This is a genomic window from Geopseudomonas aromaticivorans, assembly GCF_019097855.1.
GTDB lineage: Bacteria > Pseudomonadota > Gammaproteobacteria > Pseudomonadales > Pseudomonadaceae > Geopseudomonas > Geopseudomonas aromaticivorans.
On record NZ_JAHRGL010000057.1, the window covers coordinates 121640 to 139581 of the forward strand.

The 17942-nt window shown below is 66.9% G+C and carries 16 protein-coding genes; 3 read left to right on the top strand and 13 right to left on the bottom strand.

Annotated features, from left to right (window positions below):
• Positions 1-6: 6 nt before the first annotated feature.
• A complete protein-coding gene (locus tag KRX52_RS16530; protein WP_217682830.1) occupies positions 7-594 on the top strand; it encodes a cob(I)yrinic acid a,c-diamide adenosyltransferase in 588 nt (195 codons plus the stop codon).
• Positions 591-803 carry a DUF3820 family protein gene (locus KRX52_RS16535; RefSeq protein ID WP_217682831.1) on the top strand — a complete coding sequence of 71 codons (213 nt, stop codon included), beginning with the start codon at positions 591-593 and terminating at the stop codon, positions 801-803. The genes KRX52_RS16530 and KRX52_RS16535 overlap by 4 nt, the downstream gene beginning before the upstream one ends.
• Before the next feature lie 19 nt (positions 804-822).
• On the opposite strand, the gene KRX52_RS16540 is transcribed toward KRX52_RS16535, so the two are convergent.
• From KRX52_RS16540 to KRX52_RS16555, 4 genes are all read right to left on the bottom strand, one after another.
• Positions 823-1764 (bottom strand): Nudix family hydrolase, encoded by a 942-nt coding sequence (locus tag KRX52_RS16540; RefSeq protein WP_217682832.1) that lies wholly within the window; start codon positions 1762-1764, stop codon positions 823-825.
• A gap of 69 nt (positions 1765-1833) precedes the next feature.
• Positions 1834-3051: a bifunctional glutamate N-acetyltransferase/amino-acid acetyltransferase ArgJ gene (gene argJ, locus KRX52_RS16545; RefSeq protein ID WP_217682833.1), complete on the bottom strand. Its 1218-nt coding sequence runs from the start codon at positions 3049-3051 to the stop codon at positions 1834-1836.
• Positions 3052-3153: 102 nt separating this feature from the next.
• Positions 3154-5898 (bottom strand): preprotein translocase subunit SecA, encoded by a 2745-nt coding sequence (gene secA / locus KRX52_RS16550; RefSeq protein WP_217682834.1) that lies wholly within the window; start codon positions 5896-5898, stop codon positions 3154-3156.
• A 115-nt stretch (positions 5899-6013) separates the two neighbouring features.
• On the bottom strand, positions 6014-6940 hold the full coding sequence (locus KRX52_RS16555; RefSeq protein WP_217682835.1) for a M23 family metallopeptidase: 927 nt from the start codon (positions 6938-6940) through the stop codon (positions 6014-6016).
• 75 nt (positions 6941-7015) lie between these two features.
• On the opposite strand from KRX52_RS16555, the gene KRX52_RS16560 reads away from it, so the two are divergent.
• Entirely contained in the window at positions 7016-7471 is a 456-nt protein-coding gene (locus KRX52_RS16560) for a DUF721 domain-containing protein (protein WP_217682836.1), read from the top strand.
• Between the two features lie 71 nt (positions 7472-7542).
• Here KRX52_RS16560 and lpxC read toward each other — a convergent pair whose 3' ends face one another.
• From lpxC to murD, 9 genes are all read right to left on the bottom strand, one after another.
• Positions 7543-8454 carry a UDP-3-O-acyl-N-acetylglucosamine deacetylase gene (gene lpxC / locus KRX52_RS16565; RefSeq protein ID WP_217682837.1) on the bottom strand — a complete coding sequence of 304 codons (912 nt, stop codon included), beginning with the start codon at positions 8452-8454 and terminating at the stop codon, positions 7543-7545.
• Between the two features lie 109 nt (positions 8455-8563).
• Complete coding sequence (gene ftsZ, locus KRX52_RS16570) at positions 8564-9748, bottom strand: cell division protein FtsZ (RefSeq protein WP_217682838.1); 1185 nt, start codon at positions 9746-9748, stop codon at positions 8564-8566.
• Positions 9749-9804: 56 nt separating this feature from the next.
• Positions 9805-11043: a cell division protein FtsA gene (gene ftsA / locus KRX52_RS16575; protein WP_217682839.1), complete on the bottom strand. Its 1239-nt coding sequence runs from the start codon at positions 11041-11043 to the stop codon at positions 9805-9807.
• 21 nt (positions 11044-11064) lie between these two features.
• Entirely contained in the window at positions 11065-11922 is an 858-nt protein-coding gene (locus KRX52_RS16580) for a cell division protein FtsQ/DivIB (RefSeq protein WP_217682840.1), read from the bottom strand.
• A 4-nt stretch (positions 11923-11926) separates the two neighbouring features.
• On the bottom strand, positions 11927-12868 hold the full coding sequence (locus KRX52_RS16585) for a D-alanine--D-alanine ligase (RefSeq protein ID WP_217682841.1): 942 nt from the start codon (positions 12866-12868) through the stop codon (positions 11927-11929).
• Positions 12865-14313: a UDP-N-acetylmuramate--L-alanine ligase gene (gene murC / locus KRX52_RS16590; protein ID WP_217682842.1), complete on the bottom strand. Its 1449-nt coding sequence runs from the start codon at positions 14311-14313 to the stop codon at positions 12865-12867. The genes KRX52_RS16585 and murC overlap by 4 nt, the downstream gene beginning before the upstream one ends.
• Positions 14306-15376: an undecaprenyldiphospho-muramoylpentapeptide beta-N-acetylglucosaminyltransferase gene (murG, locus tag KRX52_RS16595; RefSeq protein WP_217682843.1), complete on the bottom strand. Its 1071-nt coding sequence runs from the start codon at positions 15374-15376 to the stop codon at positions 14306-14308. Before murG ends, murC begins: the two co-directional genes overlap by 8 nt.
• Positions 15366-16580: a putative lipid II flippase FtsW gene (ftsW, locus tag KRX52_RS16600; RefSeq protein ID WP_217682844.1), complete on the bottom strand. Its 1215-nt coding sequence runs from the start codon at positions 16578-16580 to the stop codon at positions 15366-15368. The genes murG and ftsW overlap by 11 nt, the downstream gene beginning before the upstream one ends.
• Complete coding sequence (murD, locus tag KRX52_RS16605; RefSeq protein ID WP_217682845.1) at positions 16580-17941, bottom strand: UDP-N-acetylmuramoyl-L-alanine--D-glutamate ligase; 1362 nt, start codon at positions 17939-17941, stop codon at positions 16580-16582. The genes ftsW and murD overlap by 1 nt, the downstream gene beginning before the upstream one ends.
• Position 17942 lies beyond the last annotated feature (1 nt).

Consider the following 17942-nt stretch of genomic DNA (forward strand, 5'->3'; position numbering starts at 1 on the left):
CTGCACATGGGTTACCGCCTGTCGAAGATCTATACCCGCACCGGCGATGCCGGCGAAACCGGCCTGGCCGATGGCCGCCGGGTCACCAAGGACCACCCGCGCATCGAGGCGATGGGCGAGGTCGATACGCTGAACAGCCAGCTCGGCCTGCTGCTCGCCGAACTGGCCGAACAGGAGGCCCAGTGGCCCGGCCTGACGGCTGTCATCGAAGTCCTGGCGCCTTGCCAGCACCGCCTGTTCGATCTCGGCGGCGAACTGGCGATGCCCGTCTACCAGGCCCTGCAGCAGCCGGAAGTCGCGCGTCTGGAGCAGGCCATCGATGCCTGGAACGAGGAAGTCGGCCCGCTGAAGAACTTCATCCTGCCCGGCGGCTCGCATCTGGTGGCCCAGGCGCACGTCTGCCGCAGCTTCGCCCGCAGCGCCGAGCGCCGCTGCCAGCACCTCAACGCGGTGGAGCCGCTGCGCGGCGAATGCCTGGCCTATCTCAACCGCCTGTCCGACCTGCTGTTCGTCGGCGCTCGGCTGATCGCCCGCCGCCAGCAGATCAACGAGGTGCTGTGGCAGGCGGCAGCGGAGCCGGGACAGCCCGCGTGAAGCCCGAGGATCTGCTGCTCCTGGTCAGACGGGAGATGCCGTTCGGCAAGTACCAGGGGCGGCTGATCAGCGACCTGCCCGGCCACTACCTGGCCTGGTTCGCCCGCAGCGGCTTTCCGCCGGGCGAGATCGGTCGGTTGCTGGCACTGATGCACGAGATCGACCACAACGGCCTGCGCGCCCTGCTCGAGCCGCTGCGCCGGCGTTGAGCCGGCGCGGGCACGCGCTTCAGGCCGGCCAGAACGCTCGAATCCCGGCCACGCCCTGGGCGCCGACCTGCCAGGCCTGCGCCTGCTCGGCCGGCCCCACGCCGCCCAGCAGGTACACCGGCTGATTGAAGCCGCGGATCAGCTCGGCGGCCGCGTCCCAGCCCAGCGGCGCTGCCTCGGCATGGGTCTGGGTGGCCTGCAGCGGTGACAGGGTGACGAAGTCCACGCCCATCTGCGCCGCCAGCGCCAGCTCCTCGGCGCTGTGGCAGGAAGCCGCCAGCCAGCGCTCGGCCGGGAACGGTCGGCCGTTGGCCGCGTACTTGCGCAGTTGCGCGGCGGTCAGATGCCAGCCGGCGGCAGGAAAGTCGCCCAGCCACTCCAGCGGCCCCTTGAGCATCAGCTGCGCCTTGCCGGCGCACAGGCCCTGGATGTCCACCGCCAGGTCGCGGTATTCGGCGCTGTACATGTTCGGCGCACGCAGCTGCAGCAGACGGGCGCCATCGGCCAGCGCCTGGCGGATGCCGCGCAACAGCTCGGCAGGCTCGAGGTTGTCGGGGGTGATCAGGTACTGCGCCGGCAACCGCGCCGCGGCGACGATCGGCCGGTTGGCCTCAGGAAACTCGTAGTGCGGCAGCTCGCGCGGCGCCACCCAAGCCAGCGGCTGGCCTTCGGCGCCATGGGGCTCGCCACTGAAGGCGCTCACCTCGTGGACGTCAAGCAGCACGGCGAGGTCGGCATAGTCGTGGCGCACCTGAATCAGCGGCCGGGAGGCCGTCACGCGAATGCCCAACTCCTCATGCAGCTCACGCGCCAGCGCGCTTTCCACCGCCTCGCCGGCCTCGACCTTGCCGCCGGGAAACTCCCACAGCCCGCCCTGGTGCTTGTGCTCGGGACGCCGGGCGATCAGCACCCGGCCATCGGCGCCGCGGATCACCGCCGCGGCTACGTGCAGTCGTTTCATCGATTCGGACTCCACAGAGCGGCCCGCGGCAGGCAAGGCTCAGCCTGCCTGCCGCAGACCGTCATTACGTCAGGAACGGTACTCGGCGTTGATGCGCACGTACTCGTGGGACAGGTCGGTGGTCCAGATGGTCTCGCTGAACGCACCACGGCCCAGCTCGATGCGAATACCGATCTCGGCCTGGGCCATGACTGCCGCGCCCTGCTCCTCGGTGTAGCTGGCGGCACGCCCGCCCTGGCTGGCGATGCACACGTCGCCGAGGAACACGTCGATCAGGCTGACGTCCAGCTGCGGCACGCCGGCATAGCCGACTGCGGCGAGGATGCGCCCCCAGTTGGGGTCGGAGGCGAACAGCGCGGTCTTGATCAACGGCGAGTGGGCCACGGCGTAGGCCACGTCCAGGCACTCCTGGGCATTGCCGCCGCCGTTGACCTGCACGGTGACGAACTTGGTCGCACCCTCGCCGTCGCGGACGATGGCCTGGGCCACCTCCATGAACACCTCGAACACCGCCTGCTTGAGCTTGGCGTACAGCTCGCCGGCCTTCTCGGTGATCTCCGGCAGGGCGGCCTGGCCGGTGGCGATCAGCATGCAGCAGTCGTTGGTCGAGGTGTCGCCGTCGATGGTGATGCGGTTGAACGACTTGTTGGCGGCGTCGCGAACCAGATCCTGCAGTACGTCGCGGGCAACCTTGGCGTCGGTGGCGATGTAGCCGAGCATGGTCGCCATGTTCGGGCGGATCATCCCGGCACCCTTGCTGATGCCAGTGACGGTGACGGTCACGCCGTCGTGCTGGAACTGCCGGCTGGCACCCTTGGGCAGGGTGTCGGTGGTCATGATGCCCTCGGCAGCCAGCGCCCAGTTGTCGACCTTGAGGTCGGTCAGCGCGGCCTGCAGGGCGCCCTCGATCTTCTCCACCGGCAGCGGTTCGCCGATCACCCCGGTGGAGAACGGCAGCACGGCGCTCTCGGCCACGCCGGCCAGCTCGGCGAGCCTGGCACAGGCGCGGCGAGCGCGGACCAGACCGTCCGGGCCGGTACCGGCGTTGGCGTTGCCGGTGTTGGTCAGCAGATAGCGAACCTCGCCCGCCAGGCGCTCGCGGGTGATCAGCACCGGCGCGGCGCAGAAGGCGTTGGTGGTGGTCACGCCGGCGATGGTCGAACCCTCGGCGCAGCGCATCACCACCACGTCCTTGCGCCCGACACGCTTGATGCCGGCCGAAGCGATGCCAAGTTCGAAGCCGGGGACCGGATGCAGGGTGGGCAGGGGGCCAAGACCGACAGCCATGGGAAACTCCTTGAGGTGCGCAAGACGCGAAAATGATGGGGTCAATATGGAAAACGCCGCGAGCGGCTGGGCCGGTCGCGGCGCGTTCAAGCTAGCCGACGATCAGCTTACCTGACCGTGGCAGTGCTTGTACTTCTTGCCGGAACCGCACGGGCAGGGCTCGTTGCGACCGACCTTCGGCTCCTGGCGCAGCGCGGTGACGGTCGCCGCCTGGCCGGGCTCGGCCTCGAACTCTTCAGCCTCCAGCGGCTGGTCCAACGCCGGCGCGGCATCGTGCTGGAACTGCATGCGCGAAGCCAGCGCCTCGGCCTCGCGGCGCAGGCGCTCCTCTTCTTCCGCCGGATCTTCCTGGCGGACCTGCACGTAGGACAGCACGCGGATGGCGTCGCGCTTGATGTTGTCCAGAAGCTCGCGGAACAGCGCGAACGACTCGCGCTTGTACTCCTGCTTCGGATTCTTCTGCGCGTAACCGCGCAGGTGAATGCCGTGGCGCAGGTGGTCCATGGTCGACAGGTGATCCTTCCACAGGTCGTCGAGCACGCGCAGGAGGATCTGCTTCTCGAAGGTGCGCAGCGCCTCGGCACCGGCCAGCTCTTCCTTCTCGGCATAGGCTTTGACCAGCTCGGCGAGGATGCGCTCGCGCAGGGTTTCCTCGTAGAGCTTGTCGTCCTCGTCGAGCCACTGCTGCACCGGCAGCTTGATACCGAAGTCGCTCTGCAACGCGGCCTCCAGCCCGGCGACGTCCCACTGCTCGGGCAGCGACTGCGGCGGGATGTGCGCATCGATGGCCCGCGCCAGCACTTCGGCGCGGAATTCGGCGATGGTCTCGCCCAGATCGTCGGCGGCCAGCAGGCTGTTGCGCATGTGGTAGATCACCTTGCGCTGCTCGTTGGCCACGTCGTCGAACTCGAGCAGCTGCTTGCGGATGTCGAAGTTGCGACCCTCGACCTTGCGCTGCGCCTTCTCGATGGCGTTGGTCACCATGCGGTGCTCGATAGCCTCGCCGGCCTGCATGCCGAGGGCCTTCATGAAGTTCTTCACCCGGTCGGAGGCGAAGATGCGCATTAGGTTGTCTTCCAGCGACAGGTAGAAGCGGCTCGAACCCGGATCGCCCTGGCGACCGGCACGGCCGCGCAGCTGGTTGTCGATGCGCCGCGACTCGTGGCGCTCGGAAGCGATCACGTGCAGGCCGCCGGCCTCGATCACCTGCTGGTGGCGCTTCTGCCACTCGGCCTTGATCTGGGCGATCTGCTCGTCGGTAGGATTCTCCAGCGCCGCGACTTCCACTTCCCAGTTGCCGCCGAGCAGGATGTCGGTGCCGCGACCGGCCATGTTGGTAGCGATGGTCACCGCGCCGGGACGGCCGGCCTGGGCGATGATCTCGGCTTCCTTGTCGTGGTACTTGGCATTGAGCACCTTGTGCTCGATACCGGCCTGCACCAGCAGCTGCGACAGGTATTCGGAACCCTCGACCGAGGCGGTACCGACCAGCGCTGGGCGGCCCTGGGCCTGGCAGGCCTTGACGTCCTCGATGATCGCCGCGTACTTCTCCGCCTGGGTCAGATAGACCAGGTCGTTGAAGTCCTTGCGCGCAATCGGCCGGTGGGTCGGGATCACCACCACGTCGAGGCCGTAGATCTGGCGGAACTCGAAGGCCTCGGTATCGGCGGTGCCGGTCATGCCGGCCAGCTTGTTGTACAGGCGGAAGTAGTTCTGGAAGGTGGTCGAAGCCAGGGTCTGGCTCTCGGCCTGGATCTGTACGCCCTCCTTCGCCTCGATGGCCTGGTGCAGACCCTCGGACAGACGACGGCCCTGCATGGTGCGGCCGGTGTGCTCGTCGATCAGCACCACCTGGTTGTTCTGCACGATGTATTCGACGTCGCGGTGGAACAGGGTATGCGCGCGCAGTGCCGCATACACATGGGTCAGCAGGCTGATGTTGTGCGGCGCATAGAGGCTCTCGCCCTCACCGAGCAAACCACTCTGGGTCAGCATGTCCTCGATGAACTGGTGGCCCTGCTCGTTTATTTCGACCTGGCGGGCCTTCTCGTCGATGCTGTAGTGGCCCTCCTGCTCGACCACACCCTCTTCCGTCTCGACATGACGCTTGAGTTGGGGAATCAGCTGGTTCATCTGGGTGTACAGGCGCGAGCTGTCCTCGGCCGGCCCGGAGATGATCAGCGGAGTACGCGCCTCGTCGATGAGGATCGAGTCCACCTCGTCGACCACGGCGAAGTTCAGCTCGCGCTGGAACTTGTCCTCCAGGCTGAAGGCCATGTTGTCACGCAGGTAGTCGAAGCCGAATTCGTTGTTGGTGCCGTAGGTGATGTCGGCGGCGTAGGCCGCGCGCTTCTCGTCCGGATCCTGGAACGGGCTGACGATGCCCACCGTCAGACCGAGGAATTCGTACAGCGGGCGCATCCAGTTACCGTCGCGGCGAGCGAGGTAATCGTTGACCGTGACCACGTGCACGCCCTTGCCTTCGAGGGCGTTGAGGTACACCGCCAGGGTGCCCACCAGGGTTTTGCCTTCGCCGGTACGCATCTCGGCGATCTTGCCCTCGTGCAGGGTCATGCCGCCGATCAGCTGCACGTCGAAGTGACGCATGCCCATCACCCGCTTGCCGGCCTCGCGAGCCACGGCGAAGGCTTCCGGCAGCAGTTTGTCGAGGGTCTCGCCCCGAGTCAGACGCGCCTTGAACTCTTCAGTCTTGGCTTTGAGCTGCTCGTCGGACAGCGCGACCATCTGCTCTTCCAGGACGTTGACCGCCTGGACAGCCTTGGCCATGCGCTTGACTTCACGCTCGTTCTTGCTTCCAAAGAGTTTTCTCAACAAAGGCGCAAACATATCGGGAGGGTCTTCCATCTGTGGAAATGGAGGGCACTCCCGGGGAGTGCCCAGTGCCGTCACTACGGCAGCGAAGGGGGCATTCTACTCGGAAACGGCGGCGAGAAAAGACGCCTCACTCATCACTGGCAGCACGCGCGATATAAGTGGCGGGATCGATCTGCAGGCCGTCTTTTTGCACCTCGAAATGCACGTGCGGGCCGGTGGATCGTCCGCTGCTGCCGACCAGGGCAATGGTCTGGCCGCGCTGCACCAGCTCGCCGACCTGCACCAGGTTGCGCTGGTTGTGCCCGTACAGGGTGACATAGCCGTCGGCATGACTGACTTCGACGACCCAGCCGTAGCCGGACTTGCGCCCGGCCCAGGTGACCACGCCGGCAGCCACTGCGACAATCTCGGTGCCGCGCCGGGCGGCGAAGTCCACGCCTTTGTGCATGCGCGCACCGCCGTGGAACGGATCGCGGCGGCGGCCGAACTCCGAGGACTGGTAACCGCTGGCCACCGGCCGTCCGGCAATCAGCCGCGAGTCATCCAGCCGGCGCCCGGCGAGCACCTGCTCCATCACCTCCAGCTGCTGCTCACGATTGTCGAGGCGCGCCGCCAGGGCATCGAGACTGCCGAGCACCTCGTTGCCGCTGAAGGGCTCGGCATCCAGCAACTCGTCCGGACCGCCCTGCCCGACCGGCTGGGAGAAATCGAACTCACCGCCGCCCAGCTCGCTCAGCTCGGCCAGGCGCTCACCCAAGGCGTCGAGGCGGGTCATGCGCGCCTGCAGCTCGGCCAGATGCACGCCCAGGGCGTCCAGCTGCCGCTGGGCCGCGGCGCGGGCCTCCGCCAGTTCCTGTGGGAGGATCCCGCTCGCGGCGCCGACCGACTCGGCGGGAACCATCGGCAAGGGCTGGGGTCTCACCCAGGAACCCAGTGCGACACCGGCGGCCAGCGTGCAGCCGAGCAGTAGTGCGGCCAGCGCCAGCCCCTGACGGGGGGCGAGAGTCAGCGAACGTGCCGCGCCGTGGCGGCGACTCATGAAGATGATATGCATGGCGCATCCCGCTCAAGGAATCAGCGCAGCCGTTTGCTAAGATGGCCGCTCGGTTTTTTCTCTAGGCGTCCTGCCATGACTTTTCGTCCCCTGCCGGCCCGCGCGCCCGCCACCCTGCTGCGCGGAACGAAAACACTCAAGCATCTGTTTGGCGAAGCGCTGCGCCTCGGCCATCTGCAGCAACTGCTGGAAAGCCAGCTGCAACCGGCCGCACGACCGCACTGCCGGGTCGCCGCCTTCCGCGACGACAGCCTGCTGCTGATCGTCACCGACGGCCAGTGGGCCACCCACCTGCGCTATCAGCAGAAACGTCTGCTACGCCAGCTACGGAACTTCAAGGAGTTCGCGAACTTAGCGAACATCCTGTTCAAGGTTCAACCGACAACCGCCGAAAGGCATGCCACCGGTCGAAATCCGACCCTCTCCGCCAGCGCCGCCGACACCCTGCGCACGGCCGCCAGCGGCATCGACGACCCGCGCCTGCGCGCTGCCCTCGAGCGCCTGGCCAGTCACACTCGCCCCTCCGACTGACCCGCGCAAAAACCGCGGACAAAAAAAAGGCCACCCCAGGGGTGGCCTCAAGAGAAAGGGAGAGTCTTGCTTCAGACCGCCGCGGCCGGGCGCATGTAGGAAATGGGCGCGGTGCTGGCGTCTGCGAAAGTCACCACTTCCCAGGCATCCTTCTCGGCGATCAGGGTGCGCAGGAGGCGGTTGTTCAGGGCGTGACCGGACTTGTTGCCGCGGAATTCGCCGATCAGGCTGGTGCCGAGCAGGTACAGGTCGCCGATGGCGTCCAGGATCTTGTGCTTGACGAACTCGTCCTCGTAGCGCAGGCCGTCTTCGTTGAGCACGCGGAACTCGTCGACCACGATGGCGTTGTCGACGCTGCCGCCGAGCGCCAGGTTCTGCGCGCGCAGGAACTCGATGTCGCGCATGAAACCGAAGGTGCGCGCGCGGCTGACTTCCTTGACGAACGAGGTGCTGGAGAAATCGACGCAGGCATGCTGGGTGCGACCGCGGAACACCGGATGATCGAAGTCGATCTCGAAGCTCACCTTGAAGCCGTCGAACGGCAGGAAAGTGGCGCTCTTCTCGCCCTCATGCACGGTCACTTCGCGCTTGATGCGGATGAACTTCTTCGCAGCTTCCTGCTCCTGCAGACCCGCGGACTGGATCAGGAACACGAAGGGACCCGCGCTGCCATCCATGATCGGCACTTCCGGTGCCGACAGCTCGATGAAGGCGTTATCGATACCCAGGCCAGCCATGGCCGACAGCAGGTGCTCAACGGTATCCACCTTGACATCACCCTTGACCAGCGTGGTCGACAGGGTGGTATCACCGACGTTCTCGGCCCGGGCCGGAATTTCCACCACCGGATCGAGATCGGTGCGGCAGAACACGATCCCGGTATCCACAGGAGCCGGCTTCAGGGTGAGGTAGACCTTCTCCCCCGAATGCAAACCGACGCCAGTGGCCCGGATGATGTTCTTCAAAGTGCGTTGTTTGATCATGGCTTTGGCCGTATCTGCACAAGTTGTGAACTGTTCTCAGTAGGCGGGGATAATAGCAGAGCCCGCCTTTGCTGAAAACCAATCACGTCAATACCCCTGATATAGCGAGTCAATCAGCCTGGCGCCGCAGGAAGGCCGGGATATCCAGATAGTCCAGATCCTCCTGGGTATTGAGCTTGACCGCCGGGGCGGCGCCACCGGCGCTCGGGTTGCTGCGCATCACGGTCGGACGATCGAGGTCCCGATAGTTGACCGCCGCACTTTGCTGCGGCATCGACGGGGCGACGGACGGAGCAGCCTGCACGCCGTTGTCGACCACCTTGGCCGGCTTCTCCATGCGCGCACCGAGACCGGTGGCGACCACGGTGACATGCAGCTCATCGCGCATTTCCGGATCGATGACCGCACCGATCTTGACGGTGGCATGGTCGGAAGTGAACTGCTCGATGATGCTGCCGACTTCGGTGTACTCACCCAGCGACAGGTCGAGACCGGCGGTGATGTTGACCAGGATACCGCGGGCCCCCTGCAGGTTGATGTCCTCCAGCAGCGGGTTGCGGATCGCCGCCTCGGTGGCCTCGCGGGCGCGGTTCGGGCCGCTGGCGTGGCCGGTGCCCATCATCGCCATGCCCATCTCGCTCATTACGGTACGCACGTCGGCAAAGTCGACGTTCATCAGGCCGGGACGCTGCATGATGTCGGAGATGCCGCGCACGGCGCCGGCCAGCACGTCGTCGGCCTTGGCGAAGGCGGACAGCAGGCTGGCATCCTTGCCGAGGATGGTCAGCAGCTTCTCGTTGGGAATGGTGATCAGCGAGTCGACATGCTCGGACAGGGCGCGGATACCCTCGTCGGCGATCTGCATGCGGCGACGGCCCTCGAAGGGGAACGGTCGGGTGACCACGGCCACGGTGAGGATGCCCATTTCCTTGGCCACCTCGGCGATGATCGGCGCGGCGCCGGTACCGGTGCCGCCACCCATGCCGGTGGTGATGAACACCATGTTGGCGCCCTGGAGGATCTCGGCGATGCGCTCGCGATCCTCCAGCGCAGCCTGACGACCGACTTCCGGATTGGTCCCGGCACCCAAGCCCTTGGTGATGCCCTGGCCGAGCTGGAGGACCGTCTTGGCCTCGACCTTCTTCAAGGCCTGGGCGTCGGTGTTGGCACAGATGAAATCGATGTCTTCGATGTTGCTGCGCAGCATGTGGTTGACCGCGTTGCCGCCGCCACCGCCGACACCGATGACCTTGATGACTGCGCTCGATTGGACGTTATCCGCTAATTCGAACATATTCCCTCTCCTTTCCCCTGTTCTTTACAGCTTTGCCGCCAGCGGCGCTTTTTAACTCAAAAACTGCCCTGTACCCAGCGCTTGAAGCGCTCGAACATGGGCGGCTTGCTATCTTCGACAACACCGCTGGCGAAGGTTGCCGAGCCCTGCTTGCGCAGGCCATACAGCAACAATCCGACCCCCGTCGCGTAGGCGGGGTTGCGCACGACATCGTCCAGACCCCTGACGCCCTGCGGCAGGCCCAGACGTACCGGCATGTGAAAAATTTCCTCGGCCAGCTCGACCGCACCTTCCATCTTCGCGGTGCCACCGGTGAGCACGATCCCGGCCGGGATCAGGTCCTCGAAACCACTGCGGCGCAGCTCGCCCTGCACCAGGCAGAACAGCTCCTCGTAGCGCGGCTCGACCACCTCCGCCAGCGCCTGGCGCGACAGCTCGCGCGGCGGGCGGTCGCCGACACTCGGCACCTTGATGGTCTGCCCGGCGCCGGCCAGCTTGGCCAGGGCGCAGGCATAGCGAATCTTGATTTCCTCAGCATACTGAGTCGGCGTGCGCAGGGCCATGGCGATGTCGTTGGTGACCTGGTCGCCGGCGATCGGGATGACTGCACTGTGACGAATCGCACCTTCGGTGAAGATGGCGATATCGGTAGTGCCGCCGCCGATATCCACCAGGCACACGCCCAGCTCCTTCTCGTCATCGGTCAGCACCGAGCTGGAAGACGCCAGCTGCTCAAGGATGATGTCGTCCACCTCGAGGCCGCAGCGGCGCACGCACTTCTCGATGTTCTGCGCCGCGTTCACTGCGCAGGTGACCACGTGCACCTTGGCTTCCAGGCGCACGCCGGACATCCCCAGCGGCTCGCGCACGCCTTCCTGGTTGTCGATCACGTAATCCTGGGCCAGGGTGTGCAGCACCCGCTGATCGGCCGGAATGGCCACCGCCTGGGCGGCGTCCAGCACCCGCTCGATATCGGCCTGACTGACCTCGCGGTCCCGGATGGCCACGATGCCGTGCGAGTTCAGGCTGCGGATATGACTGCCGGCCACGCCGACGAACGCCGAGTGGATCCGGCAGCCGGCCATCTGCTGTGCCTCGTCGATGGCGTGCTGGATGGCCTGCACGGTGGACTCGATATTGACCACCACGCCCTTCTTCAGGCCCCGCGAGGGATGGGTACCGATGCCAACGATTTCCAGTTGGCCATCGCTCGCCACTTCGCCGACCAGCGCCACCACCTTGGAGGTGCCGACATCCAGGCCAACGATCATCTTGCCGCTTTGCGCGTTTGCCATGATCCCAGTTATCTCCTCAAGTCACTGCGGGTTCCCGGTTGCACCGGGAGCCGGCGCGGGCGGTGGCTCGCGCCACGCCACGGCCAGGCCGTTGGGGTAGCGCAGGTCGACGCGCGCGATGTTCGTATTGTGTTCTTTCAAGGCCTTTTCGTAGACGCTGACGAAACGGCGTAATTTTTCCACTACATGATCCCGCCCGAGCAGCAGCTCCAGCCCCTGCCCGGTGGTGAGAAACCAGCTGCCACGGTCGCGCAGCTCCAGCCGCGCCACGGTGAACTCCAGGGGGCGCAGCAGCTGGCTGAGCATCTGGTACTGCTGCATGATCTGCTGCTGCGCGCGCTGCGGGCCCCACAGCTGCGGCAAATGAGCGTAGCCGCCAGCCTCGCCGGCCGCGAAGGCCTGCCCCTGATTGTTCAGCAGCGCCTCGTCGCCCCAGCGCGCCACCGGCAGCTGCTCCTCCAGACGGATCAGCACCTGATCCGGCCAGACCCGGCGCACCTCGGCCTCGGCGATCCACGGCATCTGCTCCAGCTCGCTGCGCATCGACGCCAGATCGACATTGAAGAAGCTGGCGTGGATGAACGGCGCCACCTTGGCCGCCACTGCCGCGCGGCTGACATACTGCAGGTCGCCCTGCACGTTGACGTGGGCGATCGGCTGGTCGGCGTAGGGCAACAGACGCTGCCCCAGTTCGTAGGCGCCGAAGCCCAGGCCGAGCAACAGCAGCGGCGCGGCGAGACGCTTGAGACCACTCAGCGATGGCCGCGGCAGGCGCTTGCGCAGAGGTTCGCGCACCACCAGACGGCTGGCCCCGCGGGGAACCGGCTTGCGCAGCGGCCCCACGGGGGCCGGACGCTGGTGACGCAGCAGCGCGATCATGGGATCAGCTCCTTGCCTCGAGACTGTCGGCCAGCACTTCCAGCACCAGTTGCTGGAAGTCCCGGCCGGCAGCACGCGCGGCCATCGGTACGAGGCTGTGGTCGGTCATCCCGGGGACGGTGTTGATCTCCAACAGCCAGAATTGCCCACCGGCATCCTGCATCACGTCGGCCCGGGCCCAGCCGCGGACCCCGACCGCTTCGCAGGCGCGTGCGGTGAGCGCCTTGAGTTCGCCTTCCTTGTCCGCGTCCAGACCGCAGGGGATCTGGTAGCGGGTATCGTTGGCCAGGTACTTGGCCTCGTAGTCGTAGAAGCTGTGGGTGGTGCCCAGGCGGATCGGCGGCAGCACCTCGCCGCGCAGCATGGCGACGGTGAATTCCGGTCCGCTGATCCACTGCTCGACCAGCACCTGCGGGTCGTAGCGCCGCGCGTCCTGCCAGGCAGCAAGCAGCTGCTCGAGGCTCTCCACCCGCGCCATACCGATGCTCGACCCCTCGTGGGCCGGCTTGACGATCAGCGGGAAGCCCAGCTCGGCGGCGGCCTGCTCGCAGTCGGCGGCCGAGGCCAGCACCGCATGGCGCGGGGTCGGCAAGCCGAGGCTCTGCCACACCTGCTTGGTGCGCAGCTTGTCCATCGCCAGTGCCGAGGCCAGCACGCCGCTGCCGGTGTAGGGAATACCCAGGCACTCGAGCAGGCCCTGCATGCTGCCGTCTTCACCGCCGCGGCCATGCAGGACGATGAACGCACGATCGATCTTCTCGCCGGCCAGACGCTGCAGCAGGTCGTCGCCGACCTCGATGCCGAAGGCATCCACACCGGCGCCCTGCAGCGCCGCCAGCACGGCCTGCCCGGACTTCAGCGACACCTCACGCTCGGCGCTCTTGCCGCCGAACAGCACAGCGACGCGGCCGAAGATCGCGGGATCCAGGTTGGCTTGCAGACTCATTTCGACTCACCTTGCAGCTCGAACAACGGGTGTTTGATCAATTGCGGCGCGACGCTGCCGATGTCGCCGGCCCCCTGGCAGAGCAGGATGTCGCCGGCACGCAGCAGCGGCTTGAGCAGCGGCGCCAGATCGGTGCCACGCTCGACATAGATGGGATCGAGCACGCCGCGCTGGCGGATGCTGTGGCAAAGCTGGCGGCTGTCGGCGCCGGGAACCGGCTCCTCGCCGGCCGGGTAGACCTCCAGCAGCAACAACACGTTGGCCTCGCCAAGCACTTGCACGAAATCGTCATACAGGTCGCGGGTGCGGCTGTAGCGGTGTGGCTGATAGACCATCACCAGACGCCGCTCCGGCCAGCCACCGCGCACCGCCTTGATCACCGCGGCCACTTCGCGCGGATGGTGGCCGTAGTCGTCGACCAGCATCACGCTGCCACCCTCGACCGGCAGTTCGCCGTAGACCTGGAAGCGCCGGCCGACCCCCTGGAAGCCGGACAGGCCGGCGACGATGGCCGCATCGTCGATGCCCTCGTCGGTGGCGATGGCGATGGTGGCCAGCGCATTGAGCACGTTGTGGTTGCCCGGCATGTTCACCGACACCTCGAGCGGCTCACGGTCCTTGCGCAGCACGGTGAAGAAGGTGCGCATGCCTTCCTGGCGCACGTCGATCGCGCGCAGGTCGGCACCCTCGTCGAAGCCGTAGGTCAGGATCGGCCGAGCCACCTGCGGGAGCACTTCACGCACCACCGGATCGTCGACGCAGAGCACCGCCAGGCCGTAGAACGGCAGGTTGTGCAGGAACTCGACGAAGGTCTTCTTCAGCTTGTTGAAGTCGCCGCCGTAGGTGCTCATGTGGTCGGCGTCGATGTTGGTGACCACCGAGACCATCGGCTGCAGGTGCAGGAAGCTGGCGTCGCTCTCGTCGGCCTCGGCGATCAGGTAGCGACTGGCGCCAAGCTGGGCGTTGGTGCCGGCGGCATTCAGCCGACCGCCAATGACGAAGGTCGGATCCAGACCGGCGGCGGCGAACACCGAGGCGAGCAGGCTGGTGGTGGTGGTCTTGCCATGGGTGCCGGCCACCGCGATGCCGTGGCGGTAGCGCATCAGCTCGGCGAGCATCTCGGCGCGCGGCACCACCGGGATGCGCCGGTCGAGCGCGTTGGCGACCTCAGGGTTGGCCGGATTGATCGCGCTGGACACCACCAGCACGTCGGCCTGCTCGGCGTTCTCGGCACGGTGACCGATGAAGATCTGCGCGCCGAAGCTGGCCAGGCGCTCGGTCACCGGCGAAGCCTTGAGATCGGAACCGGACACCTGGTAGCCGAGATTGAGCAGCACCTCGGCGATGCCGCACATGCCCACCCCGCCGATGCCGACGAAATGGATGCGGCGGATGCGGCGCATGCGGCGCATTTCCGCCGAAGTGTTGAGGGGCGCTTCAGCCATGGGCCACCTCCAGGCAAATGTCCACCACCACGCGGGTGGCGTCGGGCTTGGCCAGGCGGCGGGCGGTGGCACCCATGGCCACGAGTTTTTCACTGTGCATCAGGACCTCGGTCAGCTGCGCGGCCAGACCAGCCGCATCAGTCGCATGTTGCGGCAGAAGCACGGCAGCGCCGGCCTTCGCCAGATATTCGGCATTGCGGGTCTGGTGGTCGTCGATCGCATGGGGCAGCGGCACCAGCAGCGACGGCAGGCCGGCGGCAGCCAGTTCGCTGACGGTCAGCGCGCCAGCGCGACAGATCACCAGATCGGCCCAGGCGTAGGCGCGGGCCATGTCCTTGATGAACGGCACCACCTCGGCATCGACCGCGGCCGCGCGATAGCGCTCGGCGGTCACCTCGGCGTGCTGCTTGCCAGCCTGGTGGTAGACCTGCGGACGCAGCTCGCCGGACACCTGCGCCAGCGCCGCCGGCAACAGCTTGTTCAGCGGCTCGGCGCCCAGACTGCCGCCCAGCACCAGCAGGCGGGCCTGACGGCGGGCCAGGGTTTGACGCGGCGTGGCGAGAAACAGTTCCTCACGCACCGGATTGCCGGTGGTGCGCCGCTTGGCGCTGGCCGCGAAGGTCTCCGGGAAGGCCTCGCAGACCCGGCTGGCGAACGGGGCCAGGCCACGGTTGGCGGTGCCGGCCACGGCGTTCTGCTCGTGGATGATCAGCGGCACGCCAGCCAGGCGCGCGGCGATGCCGCCGGGGCCGGTGACGAAGCCGCCCATGCCGAGCACGCACACCGGCTGCAGCTCGCGCAGCACCTTGCGTGCCTGCCACAGGGCCTTGGCGATCTGCAGCGGCGCCTTGAACAGCGACAGCAAACCCTTGCCGCGCAGGCCGCTGATCTCGATACGGTGCAGCGGCAGTCCGGCCTGCGGCACCAGCTCGTTCTCGATGCCACGCGGCGTACCCAGCCAGTGCACGCTATAACCACGGGACTGGAACTCGCGGGCACAGGCCAGCGCCGGGAACACATGGCCACCGGTGCCGCCAGCCATGATCAATACGTTACCGGGCATGGCGCGGCTCCTCCTCGGCAAAATCCTCTTCGGTAAACTCCATCTCGGCATTTCCCAGCAGGTTGCGCCGCTCCCAGTCGATGCGCAGCAGCAGGGCCAGGCTGACGCAGCAGAGCACCAGCGAACTGCCGCCATAACTGAGGAATGGCAGGGTCAGGCCCTTGGTCGGCAACAGGCCGACGTTCACGCCGATGTTGATCAGGAACTGGCCGATCCACTGAATCGCCACGCCATAGGCCACATAGGCGGAGAAATACTGCTGCTCCCTCTCGGCGCACAGACCGATATGCAGCGAGCGCAGGGTCACCACCACGAACAGCAGCACCGTCAGCAGCGCGCCGACCATGCCCAGCTCCTCGGCCAGCACGGCGAACACGAAGTCGGTGTGCGCCTCGGGCAGGTAGAACTGCTTCTGCACGCTGTTGCCCAGCCCCACCCCCAGCCACTCGCCGCGGCCGAAGGCGATCAGTGCCTGGCTCAGCTGGTAGCCGGCACCGAACTGGTCGGCCCAGGGGTCGATGAAGTTGGTCAGGCGCTTGAGGCGGTAGGCCTGGCTGGTCATCACCACGCCGCCGATGATCAGCACCCCGACCACCATCGGCAGGAAGCGCCACAGGCTGACGCCGCCGAGGAACAGCATGACGATGCCCGCGCCGACCAGCACCACGGTGGCGCCGAAGTCCGGCTCGGAGAGCAGCAGGCCGGCCATCAGGCCGAGCACGATCAGCGGCATGAACAAGCCTTTCCAGGACGAACGCACGTCGGCCTGCCGACGGACCAGATAGCCGCCCAGATAGATCGCGGTGAACAGCTTGGCCAGCTCCGACGGCTGGATGTTGAAGATGCCGAACCCGATCCAGCGCCGCGCACCGTTGACCTCGCGACCAATGCCCGGCACCAGCACCAGCACCAGCAGGATGAAGGCGGCGATCAGCAGCTTGCCGCCGTTCTTCTGCCAGCTGGCTACCGGCACCAGCAGGATCAGGCCACCGGCAGCAAAGCCGATGGCCAGATAGATCAGGTGGCGGATCATGTAGTACAGCGAATTGCCCGACTGCGCTGCGGCCACCTCGGACGAGGCCGAGGACACCATCACGAAACCGAGACCGAGCAGCGCCAGACAACCCGCCAGCAACGGGAAGTCCAGATCGACGCCGCGGCGGCTCAATAGCGGTGAGGGCGACAGGCGCAGCAGCGAGAACATCAGGGCAGCTCCTCTACGGCCTGGGCGAACAGGCGGCCACGCTCTTCGAAGTTCTTGAACATGTCGAGGCTGGCGCAGGCCGGCGACAGCAGCACGGCATCGCCCGCCTCGGCCAGCTCGGCGCAGCGCTGCACGGCCTCGTCGAGGGTCGCCACGCGCAGCAGTGGCACCACGTCCCGCCCAGCCGAGTCCTTGAGCGCGGCAGCGATCAGCTCGGCATCGCGCCCCAGCAGCACCACGGTGCGGCAGTGCCTGGCCACGCTGGCGCGCAGCGGTGCGAAGTCGGCGCCCTTGCCGTCGCCGCCGGCGATCAGCAGCAGCTTGCCGGCGATTTCCGCCCCCAGGCCGTCGATGGCCGCCAGCGCGGCGCCGACGTTGGTCGCCTTGGAGTCGTCGTAGTAGGTCACACCGCCCCGCTCGCGCACCCACTGGCAACGGTGCGCCAGGCCGGTGAAGCGGCGCAGGGTGTCCAGCATCGGTGCCAGCGGCAAGCCGACGGCATGGCCGAGCGCCAGCGCCGCCAGGGCGTTGGTCTGGTTGTGCGCACCGCGGATCTTCAGCTCGCGCACCGGCATCAGCTTGGCGAACTGGAAGGCCAGGTACTTCTCGCCGCCGTCCTCGAGGATGCCGAACGACTTGAAGTCCGGCTTGTCCAGACCAAAGCTCCAGCACGGCACCTGATCGGCGATCAGCGGCCGCGACAGCGGGTCCTGGCGATTTACCACCACCTGGCGCGCGCCGCGGAAGATGCGGTGCTTGGCCAGGTGATAGGTCTGCAGGCCGCTGTAGCGGTCCATGTGGTCGTCGCTGACATTCAGGCAGGTGGCCACTTCGGCGTTGACCCGCTCGGTGCTTTCCAGCTGGAAGCTGGACAGCTCGAGTACGTACAGCTCGACGTCGTCGGCCAGCAGATCCAGCGCCGGCGTGCCGAGGTTGCCACCGACCGCCACCTTCTTGCCGGCCGCCGCGGCCATCTCGCCGACCAGGGTAGTCACGGTACTCTTGGCGTTGGAGCCGGTGATGGCGACCAGCGGCGCCTTGGCATGGCGCACGAACAGGTCGATGTCGCCGGACAGCTTGACCCCGCGCGCGGCCGCCGCCTGCAGCGCCTGCGTGGCCAACGGCAGGCCGGGACTGACGTACAGTTCGCTGGCGCGGCAGAGGAACTCCACGTCCAGGGCGCCGCAGCGCACCTCCACCTGGGGATACTCGGCCTGCAGGGTAGCCAGCTCCGGCGGACTCATGCGCGTGTCGGCGACGGCAAAGGGCACGCCCTGCCGGGCGAGGAAGCGCACCAGCGACATCCCGCTCTTGCCGAGGCCGACAACGATGCGGAACTGGTCGGAAGCGATCAGCGTCATC